This window comes from Litchfieldella xinjiangensis (assembly GCF_000759345.1).
In the GTDB taxonomy this organism is placed as follows: domain Bacteria; phylum Pseudomonadota; class Gammaproteobacteria; order Pseudomonadales; family Halomonadaceae; genus Litchfieldella_A; species Litchfieldella_A xinjiangensis.
Genome location: NZ_JPZL01000001.1, coordinates 1,278,903 through 1,304,084, shown reverse-complemented (window position 1 = coordinate 1,304,084; position 25,182 = coordinate 1,278,903). Strand labels below are relative to the sequence as shown.

At 62.5% G+C, this 25,182-nt stretch carries 24 protein-coding genes; 16 read left to right on the top strand and 8 right to left on the bottom strand.

Features of this window, described 5'->3' with window-relative positions:
* Window positions 1-22: 22 nt before the first annotated feature.
* Window positions 23-700: an N-acetylmuramate alpha-1-phosphate uridylyltransferase MurU gene (gene murU / locus JH15_RS06030; RefSeq protein WP_043527953.1), complete on the bottom strand. Its 678-nt coding sequence runs from the start codon at window positions 698-700 to the stop codon at window positions 23-25.
* A complete protein-coding gene (locus JH15_RS06025; protein ID WP_043527951.1) occupies window positions 697-1,749 on the bottom strand; it encodes an aminoglycoside phosphotransferase family protein in 1,053 nt (350 codons plus the stop codon). The genes murU and JH15_RS06025 overlap by 4 nt, the downstream gene beginning before the upstream one ends.
* Before the next feature lie 195 nt (window positions 1,750-1,944).
* Between JH15_RS06025 and JH15_RS06020 the strand changes: the two genes are divergently transcribed.
* Genes JH15_RS06020 through JH15_RS05985 form a run of 8 tightly spaced genes read left to right on the top strand, consistent with a single transcriptional unit; the run spans window position 1,945 to window position 10,418 of the window.
* Window positions 1,945-4,389 (top strand): LPS-assembly protein LptD, encoded by a 2,445-nt coding sequence (locus tag JH15_RS06020; RefSeq protein WP_043527949.1) that lies wholly within the window; start codon window positions 1,945-1,947, stop codon window positions 4,387-4,389.
* Between the two features lie 50 nt (window positions 4,390-4,439).
* Complete coding sequence (locus tag JH15_RS06015; RefSeq protein ID WP_043527946.1) at window positions 4,440-5,729, top strand: peptidylprolyl isomerase; 1,290 nt, start codon at window positions 4,440-4,442, stop codon at window positions 5,727-5,729.
* 3 nt (window positions 5,730-5,732) lie between these two features.
* On the top strand, window positions 5,733-6,785 hold the full coding sequence (gene pdxA / locus JH15_RS06010; RefSeq protein WP_043527944.1) for a 4-hydroxythreonine-4-phosphate dehydrogenase PdxA: 1,053 nt from the start codon (window positions 5,733-5,735) through the stop codon (window positions 6,783-6,785).
* A gap of 56 nt (window positions 6,786-6,841) precedes the next feature.
* The gene (rsmA, locus tag JH15_RS06005) at window positions 6,842-7,648 is read left to right on the top strand and encodes a 16S rRNA (adenine(1518)-N(6)/adenine(1519)-N(6))-dimethyltransferase RsmA (protein WP_043527943.1); all 807 of its coding nucleotides are present in this window, start codon (window positions 6,842-6,844) and stop codon (window positions 7,646-7,648) included.
* The gene (apaG, locus tag JH15_RS06000; protein ID WP_156105254.1) at window positions 7,641-8,036 is read left to right on the top strand and encodes a Co2+/Mg2+ efflux protein ApaG; all 396 of its coding nucleotides are present in this window, start codon (window positions 7,641-7,643) and stop codon (window positions 8,034-8,036) included. Before rsmA ends, apaG begins: the two co-directional genes overlap by 8 nt.
* Window positions 8,037-8,065: 29 nt before the next feature.
* Entirely contained in the window at window positions 8,066-8,881 is an 816-nt protein-coding gene (locus tag JH15_RS05995; protein ID WP_043527942.1) for a symmetrical bis(5'-nucleosyl)-tetraphosphatase, read from the top strand.
* Window positions 8,882-8,929: 48 nt separating this feature from the next.
* Window positions 8,930-9,274 (top strand): thiosulfate sulfurtransferase GlpE, encoded by a 345-nt coding sequence (gene glpE / locus JH15_RS05990; protein ID WP_043527941.1) that lies wholly within the window; start codon window positions 8,930-8,932, stop codon window positions 9,272-9,274.
* Window positions 9,267-10,418 carry a tRNA nucleotidyltransferase/poly(A) polymerase-related protein gene (locus JH15_RS05985; RefSeq protein WP_043527940.1) on the top strand — a complete coding sequence of 384 codons (1,152 nt, stop codon included), beginning with the start codon at window positions 9,267-9,269 and terminating at the stop codon, window positions 10,416-10,418. The genes glpE and JH15_RS05985 overlap by 8 nt, the downstream gene beginning before the upstream one ends.
* Before the next feature lies 1 nt (window position 10,419).
* Here JH15_RS05985 and folK read toward each other — a convergent pair whose 3' ends face one another.
* Window positions 10,420-10,941 carry a 2-amino-4-hydroxy-6-hydroxymethyldihydropteridine diphosphokinase gene (gene folK / locus JH15_RS05980; RefSeq protein WP_043527931.1) on the bottom strand — a complete coding sequence of 174 codons (522 nt, stop codon included), beginning with the start codon at window positions 10,939-10,941 and terminating at the stop codon, window positions 10,420-10,422.
* Window positions 10,941-11,294 carry a dihydroneopterin aldolase gene (gene folB, locus JH15_RS05975; RefSeq protein WP_043527926.1) on the bottom strand — a complete coding sequence of 118 codons (354 nt, stop codon included), beginning with the start codon at window positions 11,292-11,294 and terminating at the stop codon, window positions 10,941-10,943. Before folB ends, folK begins: the two co-directional genes overlap by 1 nt.
* Before the next feature lie 171 nt (window positions 11,295-11,465).
* Here folB and plsY point away from each other — a divergent pair, with 171 nt between their 5' ends.
* On the top strand, window positions 11,466-12,083 hold the full coding sequence (gene plsY, locus JH15_RS05970) for a glycerol-3-phosphate 1-O-acyltransferase PlsY (protein WP_052383918.1): 618 nt from the start codon (window positions 11,466-11,468) through the stop codon (window positions 12,081-12,083).
* 4 nt (window positions 12,084-12,087) lie between these two features.
* On the opposite strand, the gene tsaD is transcribed toward plsY, so the two are convergent.
* On the bottom strand, window positions 12,088-13,122 hold the full coding sequence (gene tsaD, locus JH15_RS05965) for a tRNA (adenosine(37)-N6)-threonylcarbamoyltransferase complex transferase subunit TsaD (protein ID WP_043527924.1): 1,035 nt from the start codon (window positions 13,120-13,122) through the stop codon (window positions 12,088-12,090).
* A 259-nt stretch (window positions 13,123-13,381) separates the two neighbouring features.
* Between tsaD and rpsU the strand changes: the two genes are divergently transcribed.
* The 3 genes from rpsU (at window position 13,382) to rpoD (ending at window position 17,682) form a co-directional block, all read left to right on the top strand.
* The gene (gene rpsU, locus JH15_RS05960; RefSeq protein ID WP_016416934.1) at window positions 13,382-13,597 is read left to right on the top strand and encodes a 30S ribosomal protein S21; all 216 of its coding nucleotides are present in this window, start codon (window positions 13,382-13,384) and stop codon (window positions 13,595-13,597) included.
* A 134-nt stretch (window positions 13,598-13,731) separates the two neighbouring features.
* Complete coding sequence (gene dnaG / locus JH15_RS05955; protein ID WP_043527920.1) at window positions 13,732-15,576, top strand: DNA primase; 1,845 nt, start codon at window positions 13,732-13,734, stop codon at window positions 15,574-15,576.
* A 246-nt stretch (window positions 15,577-15,822) separates the two neighbouring features.
* On the top strand, window positions 15,823-17,682 hold the full coding sequence (rpoD, locus tag JH15_RS05950; protein ID WP_043527918.1) for an RNA polymerase sigma factor RpoD: 1,860 nt from the start codon (window positions 15,823-15,825) through the stop codon (window positions 17,680-17,682).
* 110 nt (window positions 17,683-17,792) lie between these two features.
* On the opposite strand, the gene JH15_RS05945 is transcribed toward rpoD, so the two are convergent.
* Together JH15_RS05945 and JH15_RS05940 are read right to left on the bottom strand one after the other, a co-directional pair.
* Window positions 17,793-18,440: a hypothetical protein gene (locus JH15_RS05945; RefSeq protein WP_043527915.1), complete on the bottom strand. Its 648-nt coding sequence runs from the start codon at window positions 18,438-18,440 to the stop codon at window positions 17,793-17,795.
* 56 nt (window positions 18,441-18,496) lie between these two features.
* Window positions 18,497-19,435: a LysR substrate-binding domain-containing protein gene (locus tag JH15_RS05940; RefSeq protein ID WP_043527907.1), complete on the bottom strand. Its 939-nt coding sequence runs from the start codon at window positions 19,433-19,435 to the stop codon at window positions 18,497-18,499.
* Between the two features lie 169 nt (window positions 19,436-19,604).
* Here JH15_RS05940 and JH15_RS05935 point away from each other — a divergent pair, with 169 nt between their 5' ends.
* The 3 genes from JH15_RS05935 to JH15_RS05925 all read left to right on the top strand — a co-directional run bounded on the left by JH15_RS05935 (window position 19,605) and on the right by JH15_RS05925 (window position 22,981).
* Window positions 19,605-20,987, top strand: a complete 1,383-nt coding sequence (locus JH15_RS05935) for an L-serine ammonia-lyase (protein WP_043527901.1) — start codon at window positions 19,605-19,607, stop codon at window positions 20,985-20,987.
* 191 nt (window positions 20,988-21,178) lie between these two features.
* Entirely contained in the window at window positions 21,179-21,955 is a 777-nt protein-coding gene (locus tag JH15_RS05930; RefSeq protein ID WP_052383917.1) for a Crp/Fnr family transcriptional regulator, read from the top strand.
* A 231-nt stretch (window positions 21,956-22,186) separates the two neighbouring features.
* Window positions 22,187-22,981: a Crp/Fnr family transcriptional regulator gene (locus JH15_RS05925; RefSeq protein WP_052383916.1), complete on the top strand. Its 795-nt coding sequence runs from the start codon at window positions 22,187-22,189 to the stop codon at window positions 22,979-22,981.
* Between the two features lie 22 nt (window positions 22,982-23,003).
* Here the strand turns inward: JH15_RS05925 and JH15_RS05920 are convergent, their stop codons facing one another.
* Window positions 23,004-23,888, bottom strand: a complete 885-nt coding sequence (locus tag JH15_RS05920) for a LysR family transcriptional regulator (RefSeq protein WP_043527899.1) — start codon at window positions 23,886-23,888, stop codon at window positions 23,004-23,006.
* 158 nt (window positions 23,889-24,046) lie between these two features.
* On the opposite strand from JH15_RS05920, the gene JH15_RS05915 reads away from it, so the two are divergent.
* Window positions 24,047-25,156, top strand: a complete 1,110-nt coding sequence (locus tag JH15_RS05915; protein WP_043527898.1) for an S-(hydroxymethyl)glutathione dehydrogenase/class III alcohol dehydrogenase — start codon at window positions 24,047-24,049, stop codon at window positions 25,154-25,156.
* Window positions 25,157-25,182 lie beyond the last annotated feature (26 nt).

The following is a 25,182-nucleotide window of genomic DNA, read 5'->3' as shown; positions in this document are numbered from 1 at the left end:
ATATCACCGAGCGGGGGCGGGCTCAGCGTCTCTCAGGCCCTTGGCTGAGCCAGGCATCCAAGGCGGCCAGGCGCTCGGGCGTACCGACATCGACCCAGTGCCCGGTATGGCGGTGGCCCCCGACGCGGACCTGTTGCATGGCTTGGCGTAGCAAGGGTGCCAGCCCAAAGGCGCCCGGCGGATGACTCGCCACCAGGGACGGAGCGATCAGGCTGATGCCGGCAAAGGTGAGGCGGGGCTCGCCGATATCGTGGACGTGTCCTTGCGCGTCGAGATGAAAGTCGCCCTGTGGGTGGTGATCGGGGTTGTCGACGAGCCACAAGTGCGCCAGGTCGTCGCCCAGCGCAGGGGGCGCCGTCAGATCGGCATCGCACCATACGTCGCCGTTGATGAGCAGGAAGGGCGCCTCGCCGAGCATGGGTAGCGCCTTGAGAATGCCCCCACCTGTTTCCAGGGGCGTTTCCTCACGGCTCCAGGCGATCTCGAGACCGTAGCGATGGCCGTCGCCCAAGGCGTCGATGATCTGCTCGCCGCGGTAGCTTACATTGATCACTACCTCGTCGATTCCCGCGGCACGCAGGCGCTCAAGGTGATGGACGATGAGCGGCTTGCCGCCGACCGGCAGCAGGGGCTTGGGGCAGTGGTCGGTGAGGGGGCGCATGCGTGTGCCCAGCCCGGCCGCCAGGATCATGGCTTTCATGGACGCGCCTCGCTGTCGATACCGTGCCGCGACAGCGCCTGCTGGAGCGCCGGGGTGAACTCGGCGTCCAGCCAGTCATGAAAGGGCGCGAATTCCGGCCAGGGGGAGAGGCTGTCGCGAAGATGATCGAGGAAACAGGGCATGCGAGCCAGGTAACCGTCCTTGTGATCGCGGAAGGTCAGTCGACAGAAGATACCGAGTACTTTCAGCGAACGCTGGGCCGCCATGCTATCGGCCCGGTAGCGGAACGTCTCGGGGTCGACATCGGCGCCAGGCAGGCCGGCCTGCACTGCCTGCTGACGATAGGTTTCGATCCATTCACGGTAATGGCTCGCGTCGAAACGCCAGTAGCGGCCACGCAGCAGCGAGATCAGGTCGTACACCGGCGGCCCGGCAACAGCATCCTGGAAGTCGATCAGGTATAGGGTGCCATCGCCCACCATCAGGTTCATGGCATCGAAATCGCGATGCACGGCGACCCGCGGCTGATCGAGGGCATCATCGATCAGGCGTTGGCGAAGCGTCGGCCAGCTTGGGGGCGGCGCCATGTTCAGAAAGCCGTCGAGACACCAGTTGGGAAACAGGTCGAGCTCACGGCCAAGCAGCGGCGCGTCATAGACGGGGAGCGTGGTGCTGGGGGCGAGGCGTTGCAGGTTCAGCAGCAGGTCGAGCGCGCGCCGGTAGCCGTCCAGGCGAGTCGTCTCGTCCTGTCCTTCGAGACGCTGCTGCAGGGGGCTGTTGCCCAGATCCTCGAGCTCGACGAATCCCGTCTCGAGGTCTGCCCGGTACATGGCGGGTACGGGAAGGCCGGCGTCGCGCCATTCCCGGGCGATGGCCACGAAGCGGCGCGTATTGTCGCCTTCCTGCTCGGGGGGCGCGTCCATCAGCATGCGGGTCTCGCCATCGGGTAACATGAGGCGGAAATAGCGTCGGAAACTGGCGTCACCGGCCGCCAGGGTCAGCGAAAGCGACTCGGCCGGCAGGCCATGTTGGCGGGCACTCCACTGGCGAAGTGGTTCGAGACGCTCGGTGGCGGTGGCCTGTGTCATTGGCGTTCCTTCTCTCGTCGCATGAAGCGGTCGCGTTACATGAGCGTTTAGCGTGTCGCCGGGGTCGGTTGACGGACCGCTGGCATCGCCGCATGCTGGGCGCTGTTCGCCGGCCCGGGTCCGTGTGCTTGCGGGAAGACGGGCGACGCGCGGCCTGTATAATACCGATTCCACTCGCCAAGGACACCGAGCAAGATGGGCAAGCGACGCTACAGGATCGTACTGGCCGGGATGACCAGCAGTTTGATGCTGGGGATCAGCCCGGGCCAGGCTGCTCCGCCCGACTCTCTGCCCGCCGACAGGCTCGACTGGCAGGCGTGGGGCGATGATGCGCCCGCCGGCACCGTATGTCGCGGACGCTATGTCTTTCCGGGCTACGACATCGAGGCTGGGGATCGCCCCGAGCAGGTGCGCTCGCTCTCCGATAGCGCAGAGTATGGTGCCGAGGGCGAGACGATCCTGGGTGGCGAAGTCATCCTGCGGCGTGATGCGAGTCAGCTCGAGGCGCCCCGAGTGCGGGTCAACGCCGCACGCGACCGGGTCTTCGCCGACGGTCCGCTGACGCTTCGCGACCAGGGGTTGCTGGTGCGTGGCGAAGACGCCGAGTTGGCACTCGACAGCGATGCCGCCCAGGTCGATACGGCTCACTACGTGATCCATGAGCAGCGGCTGCGCGGCGATGCCCAGCGACTACAGCGCCTCGAGGACGGGCGTTATCGGCTGAACGAGGCAAGCTTTACCACCTGTGAACCCGGCAGCGACCTGTGGCGCCTGGTCAGCAACGATATCCTGCTCGATCGCGAAAGCGGCTTCGGTACCGCGCGCCATGCCCGGCTCGAGGCCGGTAACGTACCGGTCTTCTATTGGCCCTGGGTACGCTTTCCCATCGACGACCGTCGTCAGTCCGGTTTCCTGTGGCCCACCCTGGGGCTATCCGGCGACTCCTTCGATTACGCCCAGCCGTATTACCTCAATCTGGCGCCCAATTACGATGCCACGATCACGCCGCGTTGGCTGAGCGATCGCGGCCTGCTGCTGGGCGGCGAGTTCCGCTATCTCTACCCGAGCGACATGGGCCAGGTTGAAGGGGCCTTCCTGTCGAGCGATCAGGGCGAGGAGAGCAACAACCCCAACGATGGGCGGCGATTTGAGGGCGAGGATCGCTGGTACATCGATTACCTGCATACCGGACGCTTCACGCCGCGCTGGCGCTATAACCTGCGCTACGGGGCCGCCAGCGATGGACGCTATTTCGACGATTTCGGGCGCACCTTCGGCGAGCGCGAGACCAGCAATCTGGCACGCCTCGCCCAGATCGGCTATTCCGGCACCACCTGGCAGCTCGATGCCCGCGCCCAGGGCTACCAGAGGCTCGACTATCCGCTGAACGACCGTGACAAGCCGTTCTACCGTCTGCCCAGCCTGACCGCCAATGCAGGGTGGGCGCAGGGCGGTTTCTATCAGCAGTGGCGTTCCAACGTCACCCATTTCTGGCGTGATATCAATGAGGCAGATTTGCCGAGTGATGGGCGCTATGATCGCGAGGCAGCTACTGGCATGCGGCTGCACCTGGCCCCTGCGCTGGGATGGCGCACCGATCCGAGCTGGGGATTTTTCGAGCCGCAAGTGGAACTGCTGCAGACCGCCTACGAGCTGGACTATGGCGAGCGCGAGACCGAGCGCGATACGTCGCTGACCCGGTCGGTGCCCGTGACCTCCGTGGATGGCGGCCTGATCTTCGAGCGTGAGCTGGATGTGGGGGGCGGCTATCGTCAGACGCTGGAACCGCGGCTCAACTATGCCTACGTACCTGCTCGCGACCAGAGCGAATTCCCCGATTTCGACACCGACGAGCGCGCCTTTTCCTGGAATCAGCTGTGGTCGCCGCATCGCTTCTCGGGCGCCGACCGGGTTGGCGACCTCAACCGGCTCTCGTACGGACTCAGCACCCGCTTCCTCGAAGATGACTCGGGGCGGCAGCGTTTCTCGCTGGGGGTGGGGCAGGCGGTCTATTTCGAGGATCGCACCATCGACATGGACGGCGACCCCGATACCCTGCCGTCCGAGACCGCCGACGGAGGAGAGCGCTACTACAATGCCACCCGCGAGCGTTCCCCGGTGGTCACGCGTCTCGACTGGCAGGTCACCGATCGCTGGCGCACCCGCTACGAGTGGCTCTACGACGACCATCGGCGCCGCACCGAGCGGACGTCGCTCGGGGTGGGCTATCGCGATCCGCGTGGCCATGTATTGAACCTTGGCTATCGTTGGCAACTCCAAGGCTTCGATCCATCCGGCGATGAAGAGGATCGGCTCACTTATAATCGTGAGGAGTATGATATCTCCTTCGCCTACCGTGTCGATCCCCGTGTCGACCTGATCGGTCGCTATCTGTATGACGCCACCAACGACCGCTCGCTGGAACAGCTGGCTGGGGTGCAGTGGAACGATTGCTGCTATGGACTGCAGCTCGTATGGCGGGAGTGGGAAGAGGATAATGATACTGGCTTCCCCGATGACGATTACACCGAACGGGGCGTCTTCCTTCGCTTCGTCTTCAAGGGGCTGGGCGGTGTTGGCCAGGAAGCCGATAGCTATTTCGAGGATGCCATCCCCGGTTATCGTGCCACGGCATTCTAAGGCCGCCTGTGCGGCAGGGCTTTCAACCATCGAACATGTACGAGGAATCTATGCGCAGTCGTTTACTTGCCCCGCTGGGCCTGGCGCTTGCCCTGGCCGTGACGCCCCTGGCGTCGCTGGCGCAGACCCTACAGCCCCTTGACCGCATCGTGGCGGTGGTCAACCAGGGGGCCATCATGGCCAGCGAGCTCGAGCAGCGCGTCGAGCAGGCCGGCAGTCAACTGGCGGGACGGGGCATCGAACGGCCCCAGGACCAGGCCCTGCGCAGCCAGGTGCTGGATCGCATGATCATCGAGGAGATCCAGCTCCAGAAAGCCGAGCAGGCGAACCTGAGCGTCGACGATACCGAGCTCAACCGCACCGTTCGCGGCATTGCCGAGAGCAATGACATGACACTGGAGCAGTTTGCCGATGCCCTGGAAGCCCAGGGGTTATCGCTGGCGGGCGTCCGCGAGGAAGTGCGCCGTGAGCTGCTGATCCGTGAGTTGCAGCAGCGCCGCGTTGCCAGTCGGGTCAATGTCACCGACCGCGAAGTCGACCGTTACCTGGAGCAGCAGGGGGGTAACGGCAACGCACGCTACCGCCTGGGCCATATTCTGATCTCGTTGCCCCAGTCCCCGAGCAGTGCCGAGGTGAACGAGGCCCAGGCCCAGGCCCAGGCATTGGCCCAGCAGTTGCAGGCCGGGGCGGATTTCGCCGAACTGGCGGCAAGCGAGTCCGATGGCGGCCAGGCGCTGGAGGGCGGTGATCTCGGCTGGCGCAGCCAGGGCGAGCTGCCCAGCATCTTTGCCGATGTGGTGCCACGGCTCGAGGTCGGCGAGGTCAGCGAGCCCCTGCGCAGCACCAGTGGTTTCCATCTGGTCAAGCTGGTTGAGCGTGAGGGCGGTGCCCAGCAGGCGACGATCCGCGAGCATCAGGCGCGTCATATCCTGATCGAGACCAACCCCAATCGCGACGATCAGCGTGCCGAGGCCCTGGCCGAGCAGGTGCGCCAGCGCTTGGTCAATGGCGAGAACTTCGCGGCGCTGGCACAAGAGTTCAGCGACGACCGGGGCAGTGCCTTGAACGGCGGCGAACTGGGTTGGGTTCGCCCGGGACAGACGGTGCCTGCCTTCGAAGAGGCGATGACTTCGCTGGCGCCGGGTGAGATCTCACAGCCGGTACGCTCCCGTTTCGGTTACCACATCATCGTGGTCGATGAGCGCCGCGAGCAGGACGTCACACGCGAGGCCCAGCGCAGCCAGGTTCGCGATACGCTGTTCCAGCGCAAGGTCAATGACGAGCTCGAGATCTGGCTGCAGGAGATCCGTGCAGAAGCCTTCGTGGAAAAGCGGCTCTAGACGATGCCTGGGCAGACGACAGCGTCCCTGCCGCGCGTCGCTATCACCACCGGCGAGCCGGCGGGCATCGGGCCTGAGTTGACCCTGATGCTGGCCATGCAGGCCGCGACCTTGCCGGCCCAGGTCGTCGCCATTGGCGATCCCGATCTGCTGAGCTCGCGAGCGCGCTCACTGGCGCTCGACATCGATATCGTCCCCTGTCGGCCAGGGGACGACCTTCCCGCGCCACAAGCGGGGCGCTTGTCGGTATGGCCGGTATCCTTGCGGGCGCCTTCATTGGCGGGGACGCTCGATCCGGCCAATGGCGCCTATGTCCTGGACACCCTGGATCTAGCCATCGCGGCGTGCCGCCATGGCCAGGCATCGGCCATGGTGACCGCGCCGCTGCACAAGGGCGCGATCATCGATGGTGGCCACCCCGGGTTTACCGGCCATACCGAATACTTGCGCGATGCCTGCGGTGTCGACGAAGTGGTGATGATGCTGGCGACCGACCAGGCCTTGCATGGCGTGGCGCACGGGGACACGTCATGTCCGCTGCGCGTAGCCCTGGCCACCACGCACCTGCCGTTACGCGACGTGGCCGATGCATTGACCGCGGAGCGGCTGGAGCGGATCCTGCGCGTGCTGGACGGCGACCTCAAACGGCACTTCGGTATCGTGTCGCCACGCATCCTGGTCTGCGGTCTCAACCCGCATGCCGGGGAGGGCGGCCACCTGGGGCGCGAGGAGATCGAGGTCATCGAGCCAACCCTGAACCGGTTGCGTACCGAGGGGCTCGACCTCACGGGCCCTCTGCCGGCCGATACGCTGTTTACCCCACGCCACCTGGCCACTGCCGATGCGGTACTGGCCATGTACCATGATCAGGGCCTGCCCGTCCTCAAGTACGCCGGTTTCGGGCGTGGCGCCAACATCACGCTCGGCTTGCCGCTCGTGCGCACCTCGGTCGATCATGGCACGGCACTGGATCTGGCCGGCAAAGGCACGGCCGACCCGGGCAGCTTGCGGGTCGCGGTATCGCTTGCCGCCGACATGGCTCGGCACGGACAATGAGCATGGGCCCTTCGCGGGGCCACCCCGCTGACATCAATAGAAGGATCGCTCCCTGAATGGCTTCCCAACCCCCGATGCATCGCGCCCGCAAGCGCTTCGGTCAGAACTTCCTGCGCGACCCGGGCATCATTTCGCGTATCGTGCGTGCCATCGGGCCACGTAGCGGCGATCGGGTGGTGGAAATCGGCCCCGGCCAGGGCGCATTGACCGAGCCGCTTCTGGAGGCAACGGGAGAACTGGAAGTCATCGAGCTCGACCGCGACCTGATTCCCGGGCTACGCGTGCAGTTCTTCAACTATCCCGGCTTCGTTATTCACGAGGGCGACGCGCTCAAGGTCGACTTTCGTGAACTCAGGGGTGAAGGCCCGGCGCTGAGGGTGGTCGGTAACCTGCCCTACAACATTTCCACGCCGCTGATTGCTCACCTGCTCGAGGCGGGCGATGCCATCGCCGACATGCATTTCATGCTGCAGAAGGAAGTAGTCGAGCGCCTGGCCGCCGCTCCGGGTGGACCCGACTGGGGGCGTCTATCGGTCATGGCCCAGTATCGCTGTCGTGTCGATTCGCTGTTCGTGGTGCCGCCCGAAGCGTTCGTGCCGCGGCCCAAGGTCGATTCGGCGATCGTTCGCCTGGTGCCGCATGCCGAGCCGCCGCATCCTGCGACGGATGAGCGATTATTGTTCGAGCTCGTTCGCCAGGCCTTCGGTCAGCGGCGCAAGACGCTGCGCAACAACCTCAAAGGGCAGGTCGAGGCCGATGAACTCGAGGCACTGGGTATCGACCCAGGTCGCCGTCCGCAGACGCTCTCTGTCGCGGAATTCGTGAAGATCGCCAACCACATGGCGGAACGTGCCGATGCGTGAGTCATCCCGGGATCCGGTGTCCGTCGTCGAGGTCGACGTGAAGCCCTGCTACCGCGAGGAGGAATCGGCGCCCGACGAGCAGCGCTTCGTTTTCAGCTATACCATTACCATCCACAACCCGACAGCGCACAGTATTCAACTGCTGGCGCGTTACTGGAAGATCACCCAAGGCACTGGCAAGGTACAGGAAGTGCGTGGCAAGGGTGTGGTCGGCAAGCAGCCGTTGATTGGCCCCGGCCAATCGTTCCGCTATACCAGCCGGGCCGTGCTCGAAAGTCCGGTAGGGGTCATGGAAGGGGCGTATACCTGCATCGATACGTCATCGCAGCGCGCCTTTGACGTACCCATTGCGCCGTTTCGACTGGCGGGGCCCAACCAGGTGCACTGAACGCAAGAACCCACGATCAAGGGAGTGATATGGCCCGTTACGCCATCGGAGACCTACAAGGCTGCCACGCGGAGTTCGTGGCGTTACTCGACAAGTTGTCGTTCGATCCGGGCCGGGATTGCCTCTGGCTGGTCGGCGATCTGGTCAACCGCGGCCCCGGCTCGCTGGAATGCCTGCGCGAGACGTGGGCGCTGGGTGACGCCGCCCGGGTCGTACTCGGCAATCACGATCTTCACCTGCTGGCCGTGGCGCGGGGCGGGGCACGCCTCAAGCGCAACGATACGCTGCAGTCGATCCTCGATGCACCCGACCGCGAGCCCCTGCTCGATTGGCTGCAATCCCAGCCGCTGATGGTCACCCAGGACGAATGGGTCATGACCCATGCCGGCTTGCTGCCGCAGTGGACGGTACCTCAGGCCACGCTCCTGGCACGCGAGATCGAGCAGCACCTCACCGGGGAACAGGGCGGGGACTTTCTCGAGCGCATGTACGGTAACGATCCCGATCTGTGGCGCGACGACCTCGCCGGTGTCGGAAGGCTGCGCTTCATCGTCAATGCCTTCACGCGCATGCGCTTCATCGATGCCCAGGGGCGCCTCGAGTTTTCCGCCAAGGAGAGTCTCGACTCCTCACCTTCCGGTTTTGCCCCCTGGTTCACCTTCGAACGGGTGGACGATCCGCATATCCTGTTCGGCCACTGGGCAGCGCTCGAAGGTCATACGCCCGGCAGCCGCGTGCGTGTCGAGGCCCTCGATACCGGCTGCGTCTGGGGCAATACGCTGACAGCGCTCAATCTCGAGACCGGCGAACGCATTCACGAGCCGCGACACGCCACACAGGCTTGAGTCACACTGCAGCGCACTTCCTGTATCGGCGACCCCAAGGAGCGTGACATGACAACCCAAGGATTCGATCCCCTCGACGCCACGACCCTGGCCACCTGGCTGGATGGTCACGACAGCGTGGCGCTGTTCGACATTCGCGATCCACTGAGCTTTGCACAGGCCCATATCCCGGGAAGCCGGCACCTGGACAATGCCAGCGTCGGCGCTCTGCTCGATGAGACGCCGCACGACCGCCCGCTGGTGGTGGTCTGCTATCACGGCCACTCCAGCCAACAGGCTGCGGCCTGGTTGGCCGGGCAGGGATATCGCCAGGTCTACAGTCTCGACGGCGGATTCACCGACTGGCAGTTGAAACATCCCTCCCGGGTCGCGTCATCGACCGGCCATGACTGAGCGCGATCCTCGCCTGGCCGGGCTTGAGGTCTATCGCGTCGGCGGCGCCGTGCGCGACGCTCGCCTTGGTTGGCCGGTCTACGACAACGACTGGGTGGTCGTGGGCGCCACGCCGGAAACGATGCGTGCGCGCGGCTTTAAGCCCGTGGGGCGAGACTTCCCGGTCTTCCTGCACCCCGAGACACACGAGGAATACGCGCTGGCGCGTACCGAGCGCAAGCAGGGTCACGGCTATACCGGCTTCGAGGTACATGCCAGCCCTGACGTGACGCTGGAAGAGGATCTCGAACGACGTGACCTGACCATCAATGCCATGGCCGAGGATCGTGACGGCAATCTTGTCGATCCCTACGGGGGTGAACGGGATCTCGAACGACGGTTGCTTCGGCATGTCTCGCCGGCGTTCGTCGAGGATCCGCTGCGGGTATTGCGCACGGCCCGGTTTCTGGCCCGCTATCAAGGGCTGGGCTTTGCGATTGCCGAGGAAACGCATGCGCTGATGTGTCGGCTGGTGGAGAGCGGCGAGATGGCCCATCTGGTAGCCGAGCGCATTTGGGTCGAGACCGAGAAGGCCTTGGGCGAACCCTACCCGCAAGCTTATTTTCGGGCCCTCAGCGAATGCGGCGCCCTGGCGGTCATCATGCCCGAACTGGCTGGGGATAGCTGCGCGCTAGAGGCGGCGTTGGCTCGCCTGGATCGTCTCCCCGAAGAGAATGAGCATTGGCGCCATTGGCGTTGGGCCCGACTCTGCGAAGCGTTGGATGCCCAGAAACGCGACCATCTCGGTGAGCGCTTGCGCGTTCCGCGTGCCTACGCCGATCGCGTTCGTCAGGCGGCGTTGACGCGCGCATTATGGAAGCAAGCTGAGGTGGAGCCGATCGGGGGGGAGCGCATACTGGCGTGGTTGAACGCGATCGATGCCTGGCGGCGACCTGAGCGAGTATCGCCGCTTTTGTCGCTGCTCAGCCTGGAGCGGCCTGCACTGGCCGAGGATGTCTGTTTGGCGTGGCGGCTGGCGTCACAGATCCTGCCGCGCAATCTGGTCGACGAGGGGTTTCAGGGCAAGGCGCTGGGCGATGAAATGCAGCGGCGCCGACGGGAAGCCATCGATGCTGCACTGGCACCGGGCTCGCCCAATAGGTGATTCAGTCGGCCCGGGAGATGAGTCGCCCTTGCCACACGAAATCCACCGGCCACAGGAGTTGCTGGGCATCAGGGGGAAATTCCGCCCATAGCGTGGCATACGAGATATTCAGCGCGGGGTGGCGGTTGTCGGGGAGTAGTTCTGCCAAGGGCTGCAGCACGAAGGCGTGGTGGGTAATCTCGTCGCGCGGCAGGGCGACGCCATCGATGGTGCCGCAGGCATCGCCCACCGTCAGCAGGTCGATGTCCAGGGTGCGCGGACTGAACTTGGGGCTGTTGTCGCGCCGCCCATTGGCACGTTCGAGCCGCTTGCACCACGCCTGGAGTTCGCCGACCGACCAGTCGCTATCGAACACCGCAACGAGATTGAGGAAGTTGCGGCCATCCTCGAATCCGACGGGCTCGCTTTCGAAGACCCGCGACAGACGCAACTCCCCGAAGTCGGCGTGCAGGGCATCCAGGCAAACCCGGACGTGGTGCTCACGCTGGATATTGCTGCCGATACTGACGGCCACTTGTGTCATCAACGCTCTCCCCGCTCGATGCGAACACCCACCGTGGATGCGGCGGCAACGGCGCCGGGCTTGCGCACCGTCAGGCGCAGCCAGGCGATGGCGTACTCGTCACGCAGGGTCTCGGCAAGACGCTCGGCGAACGTTTCCACCAGCTGGTAGTGACTGTCTGCGGCGAAGCCGGCAATACGCTCGCTGATCGCAGCATAGTCGAGCGCCAGCGTCAAATCGTCGTCACGAGCGGCGGCACGGATGTCGGTACCCAGTTCGAGATCCAGAAGCAAGCGCTGCTGGATCTGCCGTTCCCAGTCGTAGACGCCGATGACCGTATCCACGGCCAATGATTCGATCAGCACGCGATCCATGTCGACTTCCCTAATGGCTAGCCTCTGCAGGAGCGGCTAGTGTCCTGAATGAAAGGGCGATTGTACGGTACCCGGTGCCAGGACGATAGGAACAGGACCGCCTCCTTGGCTATCCCCGTGTCGCTTGGGCTGGCAGAATCCTTGAATCAGCGGAGTCTCTGCGAGCGCGCCATGCCTTCCCTTTCCTTATGGTTTACGGCCGTTACCCTGCTGCTGCTGGGGTATCTCAGTGGCTCATGGCTGGGTGCGTTGACGGTCTGTCGGCTGGCCGGGGTGCGCGATCCCCGTTTCGCCGGCTCGCATAACCCGGGGTTCTCCAACGTGCTGCGCGTCTATGGTCCCCGCCTGGCGCTGCCCACGTTGTTCATCGATGCCGCCAAGGGCATGCCGGCGATGTGGCTGGCCAAGACGCTTGCGCTGCCGACGTGGTTGCAGGGGCTGGTGGGGCTGGGCGTCCTGTTGGGGCATAGCTATCCGGTGTGGCATCGCCTGCGTGGCGGCAAGGCCGTCGCCAGTGCCTTCGGCGTGCTGTTGATCATGACTCCCGGTGTTGCGCTGGCATGTGCCGCCTGGTGGGGGCTAGTGGCTGCCTGGCGTCGCTCGGCGGCTATCGCCTCCCTGACCAGCGCCACCCTGGCGCCCCTTGTCAGTCACTGGCTGGCCCCCGATTTCGTGTGGGTGATCGTGGCCTTTGCCCTGCTGGTGCTGACGCGACATGTATGGAACATTCGCCGCTTGGGGCGGAACAGAAAGGAGCGGGGCCGGCGGCAACGTCGCAAAACGTCTTGACGCGTCAGGAGGCGTCGGGGGGCGCAAGATCGGCCAGCGGCCAGCGGGGAACGGCATGCATGGTTCCCGTGTCGCGTTCGCCTGCGGCGAGCCGCTGCGCGCCGACATAGGCGATCATGGCACCATTGTCGGTGCAGAAGCGGCCGCGCGGATAGAACGTCTGGCCTCCCCGTCGGGCGATCTCGGTGTCCAGACGCTCACGCAGCCGCACATTGGCGCTGACCCCGCCGGCAACCACCAACCGCGTCAGGCCCGTCTGTTCCAGCGCTCGGCGACATTTGATCACCAGGGTATCGACCACGGCATCCTCGAAGGCGCGGGCAATGTCGGCGCGCCCCGTATCGTCGAGTTCCCCGGCTTCGCGCAAGGCGTTGGCCGTAGTCAGGGTATGCGTCTTGAGTCCCGAAAAACTGAAATCGAGCCCCGGGCGATCGGTCATGGGCCGGGGGAAACGAAAGCGTGCGGTGTCGCCCTGCTCGGCAAGGCGTGCCACGGCCGGGCCGCCGGGGTAGGAAAGCCCGAGCATCTTGGCGGTCTTGTCGAAGGCTTCGCCGGCAGCATCGTCCACCGATTCGCCGAGCAGGCGATAGTGCCCCAGCCCTTTCACCTCGACCAGCTGAGTGTGGCCCCCCGACACCAGCAGCGCCACGAACGGGAAGGCCGGCGCTGTCTCCTCGAGCATGGGAGCCAGCAGATGGCCTTCCATGTGGTGCACGCCGAGCACCGGGATACCCAGTGCATGGGCCATGCCATGGGCCGTTGCGGCACCGACCATCAGGGCGCCGACCAGGCCGGGCCCGGCAGTGTAGGCAATGCCGTCGAGATCGTTGCGCCCCAGGCCGGCATCGTCCAGCGTGGTCTGGATCAACGGCAGTAGTTTGCGGGTATGGTCCCGCGAGGCCAGCTCGGGCACGACGCCGCCATAGGCCGCGTGCATGTCGACCTGACTGTAGAGGGTGTCGGCCAGCAGGCCGGCTTGCGTGTCATAGACGGCGACGCCGGTCTCGTCGCAGGACGTCTCGATACCCAGTACGCGCATGGTATGTCATCCGATAGGCTTGCCGTTGGCCGGCCATTCTAGCCTCTTTGGGTCGACCTTGGCAGGCCGGGGTTTGCAAAGGGAGGCATCCAGGACTAAAATGCTCTGCGCTGTAATACTGGGTCGTGCATCCAGGGTCCTCTCGTATTCCGCTTTTTCGCTTCGTGATGGTCATGCCAAGCGTCATGGCGCGTCGCTGTCGGACCCGCAAGGGTGTACGTTCAACCGAACTCAAGAATTTAAGGTAGGTGAGTGCTTAATGCCTTCTGTCAAAGTACGTGATAACGAGCCGTTTGACGTCGCGCTGCGTCGCTTCAAGCGTTCCTGTGAAAAAGCCGGTGTTCTCTCCGAAGTGCGTCGTCGCGAGCACTACGAGAAGCCGACTGCAGAGCGCAAGCGCAAGGCAGCCGCGGCCGTGAAGCGTCACGCCAAGAAGTTGCAGCGTGAGCGTAAGCGTTTCGAACGGTTGTATTGATCCGTACGAGAGGTGACCGGGCGTAGCCCAGTCGTCTCTAGAGGGATGCCAAGCGGCCGCCTCACGGTGGCCGCTTGTGTTTTCGTCTCCAGCTCCTTTGTCTTTCTCGTTTCCGTCAGGACGCTTCGCCGCCTATGGCCGGTCAGATCCCGCAACGCTTCATTGATGATCTGCTCGCCCGGGTCGACGTGGTCGAGGTCGTTGGAGAGCGCGTAACGCTCAAGAAAAGCGGACGCAACTATTCAGGCCTGTGCCCCTTCCACCAGGAAAAGTCGCCCTCGTTCACCGTCAGTCAGGATAAGCAGTTCTATCATTGCTTCGGCTGCGGTGCCCACGGTAATGCGCTGCGCTTTCTCATGGAGTACGACAACCTGCGCTTTCCCGAAGCCGTCGAGCAGTTGGCGTCGCGACAGGGAATGGAGGTGCCGCGTGAAGGCGCGGACGACCCTCAGGCCCAGGCCAGGGAGCGCAAGCGTCAGGAAGGCGTCAATCTTCTCGAGCTGGCGGCCAGCTTCTTTCGTGAGCGTCTGAGGATGGGCGGGGCCGATGCGGCGCGCGACTACCTCAAGAAGCGCGGCTTGTCTGCCGATATCATCAATGACTTCGGTATCGGGTTTGCCCCGAACGATTGGGAGGCCTTGAAACGGCATCTCAGTGAGCGAGGCGTTGCCGAAGCCGTGCAGGTCGAGTACGGGCTACTGGTTCAGCGTGAAGACAGCGGGCGCACCTATGATCGGTTTCGCGATCGGGTGATGTTTCCGATTCGCGACTTCAAGGGCCGAACCATTGCCTTTGGTGGCCGGGTGCTGGGCGATGCCAAGCCCAAGTACCTGAATTCACCGGAGTCGCCGGTCTTCCATAAGGGGCGCGAGTTATACGGGCTCTTTGAGGCTCGCCAGGCCAACCGGCAGCTTGAGCGCGTACTCATCGTCGAAGGGTATATGGACGTCGTGGCGCTGGCCCAGTTCGGTATACGTAATGCGGTCGCCACCTTGGGTACGTCGACCAGCGAAGAGCACCTGACGCGGCTGTTTCGCCTGGTCGGTGAGGTGGTGTTCTGCTTCGATGGCGATCGCGCCGGGCGTCAGGCAGCGAGCCGGGCGCTGGAAACCGTACTACCCTTGATGATCGATGGTCGTCAGGCACGTTTCTTGTTTCTGCCTGAAGGCGAGGATCCGGACACGTTGGTGCGGCGCGAGGGTACGGAGGCTTTTCAGGACCGCGTCACCTGTGCAAGCCCCTTGTCCGAGTTTCTTTTCGAGCAGGCGGCCCTCGGTCGCGACCTGGCCAGGATCGAGGATCGGGAGCGCTTCGCCAGCCATATACTCGGCGCGCTGCAACGCATGCCTGATGGCGTGCTCAAATCGATGTTGTTGTCGGAGCTGGCCAGACGAAGCGGGGTCGACCAGGCTCGCTTCGAGGCCCTGCTGGCCCCCGCGGAGCCTCGCCCAGTGCCGGGTTCTCAGCAGGGAGCACAGGGCGCGCGCGGAGCCGAGGAGAGGCCGTCGATTGCCTCGACACCCGGGCCAAGTGAACGACCGGGGATGCGTCAGGGTTCGTCGCTGAGCCTGGCGGGGCGCACCTTGCAGTTACTGGTACACGAGCCGCGTCTGGTCGAGCAGTTGCCCGAGACGCTGGAATGGTGCCCGGCCGATGACGGCGACGGTGTGCTCTGCGCCGAGGTGGTTCGCCTGCTGCGTGCCGGTGGCTACCGTAGTCCGCAGGTTCTGCTGGCGCATTTCCATGGCCGGCCGGAAGGGCAGCGCCTGGCAGAGCTGGCCCGGCGGGAGTTGTTGATTCCAAGAGAGGCGCGTGCCACCGAGCTTGAAGGGTTGGTCAGCCGTTTGCAGGCACCGCTTCGTCGCCAGGGATCGGAAAGTGAAATTGCCACGTTGCTGGCCCGGCAATCGGCGGGCGAGCGGCTATCGAAGGAAGAGCGTCAGCGGCTGATGGAGTTGCTCGCACAGCGCAGCCGGTAATTGGGCGAAGGACTCGCCTAAACGACATCGCCTCGGGTTGAAATGCTGCTTTTCAGCACCATCTTACGAGCATACGTTCAACTACCCGGACGCGAGACTAACCGAACAAGCTAACACACCTGAGCGTCGGCGCAAGTGGGCGCGCTGGCGGATGAGTGCAGTAAGCCGCTATACTTATTGGCTTAGTGATTTTTTCCGCCTACAACGCTTGGGTGCTTCATTCTTCTTCGTCGAGATAGGGTTTCTATGGCTGGAAATGCGCAGCAGCAGTCGCGTCTGAAGGAGTTGATCGCGCGCGGCAAGGAACAGGGTTACCTGACCTATGCCGAGGTCAACGATCATCTTCCTGAGGATATCGCCGATCCGGATCAGGTGGAAGACATCATCGGCATGATCAACGACATGGGCATCAGTGTCGTTGAAGTGGCGCCCGATGAAGATACGTTGATGATGTCCGATCACTCCACCGATGAGCATGCCGCGGAAGAAGCCGTGGCTGCCTTGGCAGCCGTGGAGAGCGATGTCGGCCGCACCACGGACCCGGTACGCATGTACATGCGCGAGATGGGGACGGTGGAGCTGTTGACCCGTGAGGGCGAGATCGAGATCGCCAAGCGCATCGAGGAAGGCACCCGTGAGGTCATGTCCTCGCTGGCCTACCTGCCAGGCGCGGTCGACTCGATTCTGGACGCTTACGATGCCACCCAGGACGAGGAGGCACCAGGCCGGCTGTCCGATCTGTTCTCCGGTTTCATCGATCCTGACGAGGGTATTCCCGGCGTGGCCGAGGCCGAAGAGCCCGAGCCTCAGCCCGAGGCCGAGTTGGGTGACGATACCGACGGCAGCGATGAGGATGACGACAGCGACGAAGACGACACCTCCTCGAATGAAGGCGGCCCAGACCCCGAAGAGGCCCGCGCACGTTTCGAGCAGATTCGTGAGCAGAACGAGCTGACCAAGGCCGCCATTGCCAAGCACGGTCGCAGTGCGCCGGCGTCCCAGGAGCAGCAGGCGCGCCTTGCCGAGTTGTTCTCGCCGATCAAGCTGGTGCCGAAGCACTTCGAGCGTCTGGTGGGTCAGGTGCGCATCAGTGTCGAGCAGGTGCGTGAGCAGGAAAAGGTCATCATGCAGGTCTTCGTCAAGCGGGGGAAAGTACCGCGCAAGACCTTCATCAAGTCGTTCCCGGGGAACGAGTCCCGGGCCGACTGGATGGAAGAATTCCTGGAGAAGAACGCGCGTTATCGCGACCGTCTCGAGCCGTTCCGTAGTGATATCGCCCGTGCCCAGCGCAAGATCGCCTTCGAAGAGGAGATGGTGCAGCTTGACGTGACGGAGCTCAAGGAAGTCAACCGTCGCCTCTCGATCGGTGAAGCCAAGGCGCGTCGGGCCAAGAAGGAGATGGTCGAGGCCAACCTGCGCCTGGTTATCTCGATTGCCAAGAAGTACACCAATCGCGGGCTGCAGTTCCTGGACCTGATTCAGGAAGGCAATATCGGCCTGATGAAGGCGGTCGACAAGTTCGAATACCGTCGCGGTTATAAATTCTCGACCTATGCCACGTGGTGGATTCGTCAGGCGATCACCCGGTCGATTGCCGACCAGGCGCGTACCATCCGTATTCCGGTCCACATGATCGAGACCATCAACAAGCTCAACCGCGTGTCGCGGCAGATGCTTCAGGAGATGGGTCGCGAGCCGACGCCTGAAGAGTTGGGCGAGCGTCTCGAGATGCCTGAGGACAAGGTGCGCAAGGTGCTCAAAATCGCCAAGGAGCCGATCTCCATGGAGACGCCCATTGGTGACGATGATGATTCGCACCTGGGTGATTTCATCGAGGATGGCAGCATACTGCTACCGATCGATTCGGCGACCGGTGAAGGTCTGATCGAAGCGACGCGCAACGTGCTGGGCGGCCTGACGGCGCGTGAAGCGAAGGTGCTGCGCATGCGCTTCGGCATCGACATGAATACCGACCATACCCTGGAAGAGGTCGGTAAACAGTTCGACGTAACGCGTGAGCGGATCCGTCAGATCGAAGCCAAGGCGCTACGCAAGCTGCGTCACCCTTCGCGGTCCGAGCCTCTGCGCTCGTTCCTCGACGAATAATAGTCCCAGAGCCCCACTCACGCAGACGCCCGCAGCCATGGCTGCGGGCGTCTTGCGTTTGACGGCAGATAGCGGGCCGTCACCGGCCCCTAAGAATAAGTCACTGGCATTCAGGGGATGGCGCGGGCCTGTTGCCAGCGCCTCGCGAGCAGGACGAGCTCGATGACGGCGACCAGAATCAGGCTGTAGCCGAGTAGCTCGGTGATCTCCTCGGCGGCATCCTTGAAGGTGCGCTGATAATGCTCCCCGAGGATGGCCATCCACATCTCGCTGCGTCCATACAGGCGCGAGAATACGTAGGTGACAAGGAAGCCCGAGGCGAAGAGGCCGAAGGAGAAGGTGTTGGCGTAGGCGATAAACTCCTCGAGGAATTGGCGCCGATGCCTGATCACCCAATAGAGGGTGGGCAGGATGACCAGCGCCACCAGCACTTTCCAGGTATGCCTGGCGACATAGGTATCCAGAAAAGAATCCTGTTCGCGGATCAACGAGCTAAACACGAAGGCGAACATCAACAGCGTCAAGGCTGGCGCGGCTTTAAGAACTTGACGGGTATAGATTAGCAGCAGCGAAACGATCGCTAGCAGGGCGGTCTGGGCCAGTTCGGTAAAGCCAAGTTCGGAAAAGCGCGTTTCGTCCAGGTACAGCGCTTCCAAATAGGCGCCTTGCATCAGCGCGGCCACGAGCAGAATGTAGAGCGTGGCGCGTGCGCAGGTAGCGGCAAAACCGATGGGGTACGTCGTAGGCGTGGGAGGCATTAGCAATCCAAGATAAATACATTCATGAATGAATGGTTGTCATTTTATCGTCATATCTAAAAGCTTGCCACTTCATTCCCATCACTCCTGTAAGCCTCTTCCAGGAGCCAGTCATGCACAGCCCGTACACGCCGATCATCGAGCGAGCCCGGTGCATGCACGATGCCGTAGCGCTTGCCGGTCTCCACGCGCTGGGCGAAAGGGGCGATCAGGGCACCGGTTCTGAGCTCATCGGTAATCAGGGTCTGTCGTGCAATAGCCACGCCCATGCCCGCAATGGCGGCTTCCATCGTCAACTGGTTGCGGTTGAAGGTGTAGCCACGTCGAACATTGATGTGGGGCGCCTCGATGGCCCTCAGGTAATGCTCCCATTCGGCGTGATCCTGACTTCCTCGCCAAGCCGTCACATCGTGTAGTAAAGGATAGTAGGCTAGGTCACTGGGTTGGGCGAGGCGAGGCCTGCCGCGCATCAGGCGCGGGGCGCAGACAGGAAAGATGACTTCCTTCATGAGCGGAGTGATCGCAAAGCCAGGGTAATGGCCGTCATTGAGGTCCAGGGCCAGATCGAATTCCCCGTCACGCAGGGAAATATTGCTGTCTTCGGCGATGACCTGCAGTTCGATGTCAGGAAAGCGCGCCTGCAGGCGAGGGAGCCGTGGCATCAGCCATTTAGCGAGAAACGACGGAACCGAACGCAGGCGTAGCACCCCGGTCATGACCCCCGAGCGCAGCCGCTTCACTTCCATGTCCACGGCCTGGTAGGCGGTGCCTACCACGGCAGATAGACGTCGACCTTCTTCGGTCAATTCGAGCTGGCGCGGCAGTCGACGAAATAGCTTGAACCCGAGACGCTCTTCGAGCTGCTTGATCTGCTGGCTCACTGCGCCGGTGGTGACATGCAATTCCTCGGCGGCCCGCGTGAACGAAAGGTGGCGGGCACTGGCCGAGAACACCTTGAGCCAGGCATGGGTCTGGGCATTCAAGCTCTGTTTCATGGTTTAGATTTACTATATCCGGGCTTAAGAATCGTCGATTGTAGGGCGTCGGGAGTCGATCCAATATACCAATACACGGAGCAATCATGTAGTGCGAAGCGATACGCTTTAGCCAGATTGATCCATAAGCCCAGGTCATTAATACAAATCACGTTCGTCGGGAGTGCTCATGAGCATCAGCGTATTCGATCTGTTCAAGGTCGGCATCGGGCCGTCCAGTTCGCATACGGTAGGACCGATGCGGGCTGCCAATACCTTTCTCGAGTCGCTACGCAGCGGATCGCTGCTGGAGCGAGTCGCAAGGGTCGAAATTACCCTCTATGGCTCGTTGTCGGCCACCGGCGTAGGGCATGGCACCGATCGCGCCGTGATCATGGGCCTGATGGGGGAAACACCGGAGCATATCGATCCCGAGACGATTTCGCCTTGTATCGAGGAGGTCATCGAATCCCAGACGCTGCTGCTCGATAACCGCCTTGCCATCGCATTCCTTTGGGGTCGCGACATGCAACTGGTCGACGAGGCATTGCCACACCATCCCAATGCCCTGCGTCTCACCGCAGAGGGTTGGGATGGCGAGGTGTTATCAACCAATACCTATTACTCGGTAGGTGGTGGCTTCGTGATCGACGAGGCGGCGGCAAGAGAAGGCGAGTTCGGTTCATCGGGCCCTGAGCAGGCCTATCCCTTCGATAACGCCGAGGCGCTACTAAAGCGCTGTGAGCAACACGGTCTGCGTATCAGCGAGCTCATGCTCGAGAATGAGAAGGCTTGGCGCAGCGAGGCCGAGATCCGGGATGAGCTCTGGGCGATTTGGGAGGCGATGCAGGCCTGCGTCGAGCGTGGGTTGCACACCACCGGTATCTTGCCGGGGGGCCTCAACGTCAAGCGGCGGGCGGCGGACTTGCATCGGCGGTTATTGCAGGTTGAGGAACGCCCGAGCCTGATCGCGTCGACCTTCTCCGCCATGGATTGGGTCAATGTCTTTGCGTTAGCGGTCAACGAGGAGAATGCCGCGGGCGGCCGCATGGTCACCGCGCCCACCAATGGGGCTGCCGGCATCATTCCTGCCGTCCTGCATTACTACATGAAGTTTCAGCCTGGGGCCTCAAAACGCGATGTCGTCGACTTCCTGCTCGCGGCAGGCGCGGTAGGCATTCTGTGCAAGAAGAACGCCTCGATTTCCGGCGCCGAAGTGGGCTGCCAAGGCGAGGTCGGATCGGCGTGCGCCATGGCAGCCGCTGGGCTCGCCGAAGTCATGGGCGGTAGTGTGATGCAAGTGGAAAACGCGGCTGAGATCGCCCTGGAGCATAATCTGGGGCTGACGTGCGATCCGGTGGGCGGGTTGGTTCAGGTGCCCTGCATCGAGCGCAACGCTATCGCATCGGTCAAGGCGATCAACGCGGCCCAGATGGCCCTGCGCGGTGACGGGGTGCACTTCATCTCGCTGGATAAAGTGATTCGCACCATGCGCGATACCGGACGCGACATGCAGGACAAGTACAAGGAAACCTCGCGCGGTGGGTTGGCGGTCAATGCCATCGAATGCTGATTTCGCAAGCGTGATTGAAAGCGCCCACGGGCGCTTTTTTTGTGCTCTGATATAAAAAGAAAAAGGCTGACGGAACGCGTCGGGCCAGGCGTGGTCGGGAATAGGGTGGCCTGGGCCACGCCAGGTCGGCGTAAATGACCAACAGGCACCGGTGCTCTGCCTGGGGCTATCCTTGCGAGGAGACGATAACGGTGAACGACACCCACAGTTGTATCATTCGACACTTCAATCATTACGCCAACTTGGCGGAGGATGACAAACAACTGCTTTGCGATCTGGAGCGTAGTCCAGTGGACACGCGGGCCGGCCAATTGCTGTGGCAGGAAAGCGAGCCTGCCGAGGAATTCTGCACCTTGCGCAGTGGCTGGGCATTTTCCTTTCGCCATCTCGAGGACGGCAGCCGCCAGATACTCGAACTGTACCTGCCTGGCGATATCATCGGCCTTCGCGAGTTCGCGTTTTCCCAGCGCCTTGCCGGGGTGATGATGATCGACGATGGCGTGATCTGTCGCTTTCCGCATCAGCACCTGCTCGACCTGTTTCAGCGTTCCGCCACGCTGACGACGATCCTATTCGCCGTTTCCAGTTGTCACCAGGCCTTGTTGACGGAGCGTCTGGTCAACCTGGCACGGCGCAGTGCCTTCCAGAAAATCTGTCATCTTCTCTTCGAGACCTACACACGGCTGGAGCGAACCGGTGAGGGTGGCGATGGGCGCTTCCGGTTGCCGCTCTCCCAGGAGCAGTTGGCAGACGCCCTGGGACTCAGTGCCGTTCATGTGAGTCGTACCTTCACCTTGCTCAACGAGCGCGGCCTGGTCTTTCGGAATCGGCATTGGGTCGAAATTCCAGATCTGCAGGCCTTGAGCGAGGCTTGCGATTTCAATGGTTGCTACCTCAACGATAATCTCAGGAAACTGGGCGCCGCCTCACTGGCGAAAATCCCTGCCCCATCCTCCTCGGCTGGGTAGTAGCCCATCATTCGCCCACGGCTCGCGGCCCTCGCGTAGCCGTGGGAGTCGCCTGGCAGTAGGCATTATCTGGTGATGATACTGACCCGCTTTGCTAGCTGTGCCTGGGTTTTTAACCTACGTTATTCTCTTGAATGCTTTGGCTGCTACACAATGGCTTCGTCCGCTGAAAGAAGCTAACTAGCTGTAACGCTTCTCTTTATTCTGGTATCTATTGGAGAGCGCCTAAGCGTGGGCCAAATTACGAGCTGGATTACCCACCATTTTAGCCATTACGGCCCCTTATCGGACGAAGAAAAAGCCCTGCTTGGCGAGCTCGAGCAGGATCCGATGACGGTCACGGCCGGCGATATTATATGGCAGGAAAATGACAGGACGGGCCAGTTCTGTACCCTTCTCCAGGGCTGGGCGTACGCGTTTCGCAATCTCGATGACGGTAACCGCCAGATCCTCAAGGTCTACTTGCCCGGAGATATCATCGGGTTACGCGAGTTTGCCTTCGCGAGTCGCCAGGCGGGCGTCACCATGATCGAGGACGGCGTGCTGTGTCGATTCACTCACCAGCAGTTGCTGAGAATTTTCCGCCATTCGACGACCCTGACGGCCATTCTTTACGCGATATCCTGCCGCCAGCAGGCCATGTTGAGCGAGCGTCTGGTGTATATGGCACATCGCACTGCACAGCAGCGTCTGGCGCATTTTCTCTACGAGATCTACCTGCGTCTGGAACGTAACGGCGCGGTTGACGAGGGTCATTTTCGCCTGCCCTTATCGCAGGAAGAACTCGCCGATGCTCTGGGCCTGAGCAACGTTCATGTCAGCCGCACCTTTTCGACATTACGCGATGAAGGATTGGTCTATCGCGAACGACATCGAGTCCACCTACCGGACCCGGAGCGTCTCGCTGAATTTGCTGAATTCGACGATTACTACCTCAGCGACAGCCTCCCGCCCATCTACTTGGAAAGTGCCTCGAATTGGGCGTTATCCGGCGATGTTCTCGGCCAACCGAAAGAGGCCACCTGAAACGCTCTGTGGGCTGATGGGTTCATTCTCGGCTTTCGTGACCCAGGTGCTCTGCAAGAAAGTCGATGAACAGGCGTACCTTGGGCGATAGATGCCGGTGGCTTGGATAGACGGCCCATACCGCGGTACCGGTATCCTGAAAGGTATCGAGTACCGACACCAGTTCGCCGCTTCTCAAGTAGGGGTCGACGTAGTAATCCGGCAATTGTGCGATCCCCAGCCCTTTGAGCGTTGCATCCAGCAGGGCCGGCCCCGAATTCGCCTGCCACCGGCCCTGTACGCGGACCTCCCGGCGGCCTCCGTCCAATGCGAATAGCCAACTGTTGCGAGAGCCTAGCAGACAATGGTGCTGGGCCAGTTCGGCCAGTGTGTGCGGCCGTGGCATCTGTTCGAAGTAATCCCTTGAACCCACCACATATTCCCGCCTCGGGCATAACCGCCGCGCGATGAGCGTCGAGTCCTTGAGCACGCCCATGCGAATGGCAATATCGAACCCTTCGTCGATCAGTTCCACCTGACGATTGGTGAAGTGCATATAGACCTCGAGCTGGGGATAGCGGCGCTGGAAGTCGTTGACCAGAGGTGCGATGAACCGCTCGCCGAAGGTGGTGGCTGAGGTCAGGCTGAGCAGGCCGCGGGGCGCGCGCTGAAGCTCTCCCAGCGACGCCTCAGCTTCGCGAAATCCCTCTAGCAGAAGGCGACAGTGGTCGTAGTAGCGCGCCCCGGCATCGGTCAAGCGAATCTGGCGCGTGGTGCGATAGAGCAACGGGGTATCGAGCTGACTTTCCAACTGGCTGACCAGTCGACTGACGTGTGAGGTCGATACCTTGAGCTGGAGGGCCGCCGACGAGAAGGTGCCTAGCCGCACCACCTCGGTAAACGCCTCGATTCGATCCCAGCGATGCATGTCTGCGACTCCTGTCGATTGTTGCCACACAGCAATAATCTTGTGAGTCTACCGCGGTTTTTCCCGCACCGCGCCCTCGCCTAGACTGACAACTAATTGGGCGACATCGCGCGTCGATGTCGTTCGACGTAAGGTTGCCACATCCTCAGGAGAGACGAATGAAATCACGCGCTGCCGTAGCCCTTGAAGCGGGCAAGCCGCTGGAGCTGACCGAGATCGAGGTCGATGGTCCCAAGGCGGGCGAAGTGCTGGTACAGATCAAGGCCACCAGTGTCTGCCATACCGACGCCTTCACCTTGTCCGGGGCCGATCCTGAAGGCCTGTTCCCCTCCGTGCTCGGTCATGAAGGGGCAGGTATCGTCCAGGAGGTAGGCGAGGGCGTCACCAGCCTCAAACCCGGCGACCACGTGATCCCGCTATACACGGCTGAATGTGGCAAATGCAAGTTCTGTCTTTCCGGCAAGACCAACCTGTGCAGCGCCGTTCGCGCGACCCAGGGCCGTGGTGTCATGCCCGACGGCACGTCGCGTTTCTCGCTCAACGGGCAGACGCTGCATCATTACATGGGGTGCTCCACGTTCAGCGAATACACGGTGCTGCCCGAGGTCTCGTTGGCCAAGGTCTCTCCCGAGGCGCCGCTCGACAAGATTTGCCTGCTCGGTTGCGGTGTCACGACCGGCATCGGTGCGGTCATGAATACCGCCAAGGTCGAGCCCGGTTCGACCGTTGCCGTGTTCGGCCTGGGGGCGATCGGCCTGGCGGTGATCCAGGGCGCGCAGATGGTCGGTGCCTCGCGCATCATCGCCATCGATATCAATGCCGACAAGTTCGAGTTGGCGCGTCAGTTCGGTGCCACCGATTTCGTCAATCCCAAGGACCATGCCGATCCGATCCAACAGGTGATCGTCGACATGACCGACGGCGGGGTCGATTACTCCTTCGAGTGCATCGGCAACGTCAACGTCATGCGCCAGGCCCTGGAGTGTTGCCACAAGGGTTGGGGCGAATCGGTGATCATCGGTGTCGCCGGAGCCGGCGAGGAGATCTCGACACGCCCCTTCCAGCTGGTTACCGGTCGGGTGTGGCGCGGTTCGGCGTTCGGGGGTGTCAAAGGACGCACCGAGCTGCCAGGCTACGTGGAGCGTTACATGAAGGGCGAAATCAAGATCGACGAATTCGTTACCCACGACATGCCCTTCGAACAGATCAACGAGGCGTTCGAGCTGCTCCATGCCGGCAAGAGCATTCGTAGCGTCCTGCATTTCTGAGGCGAACCGGGTCATCATGTTGAGCA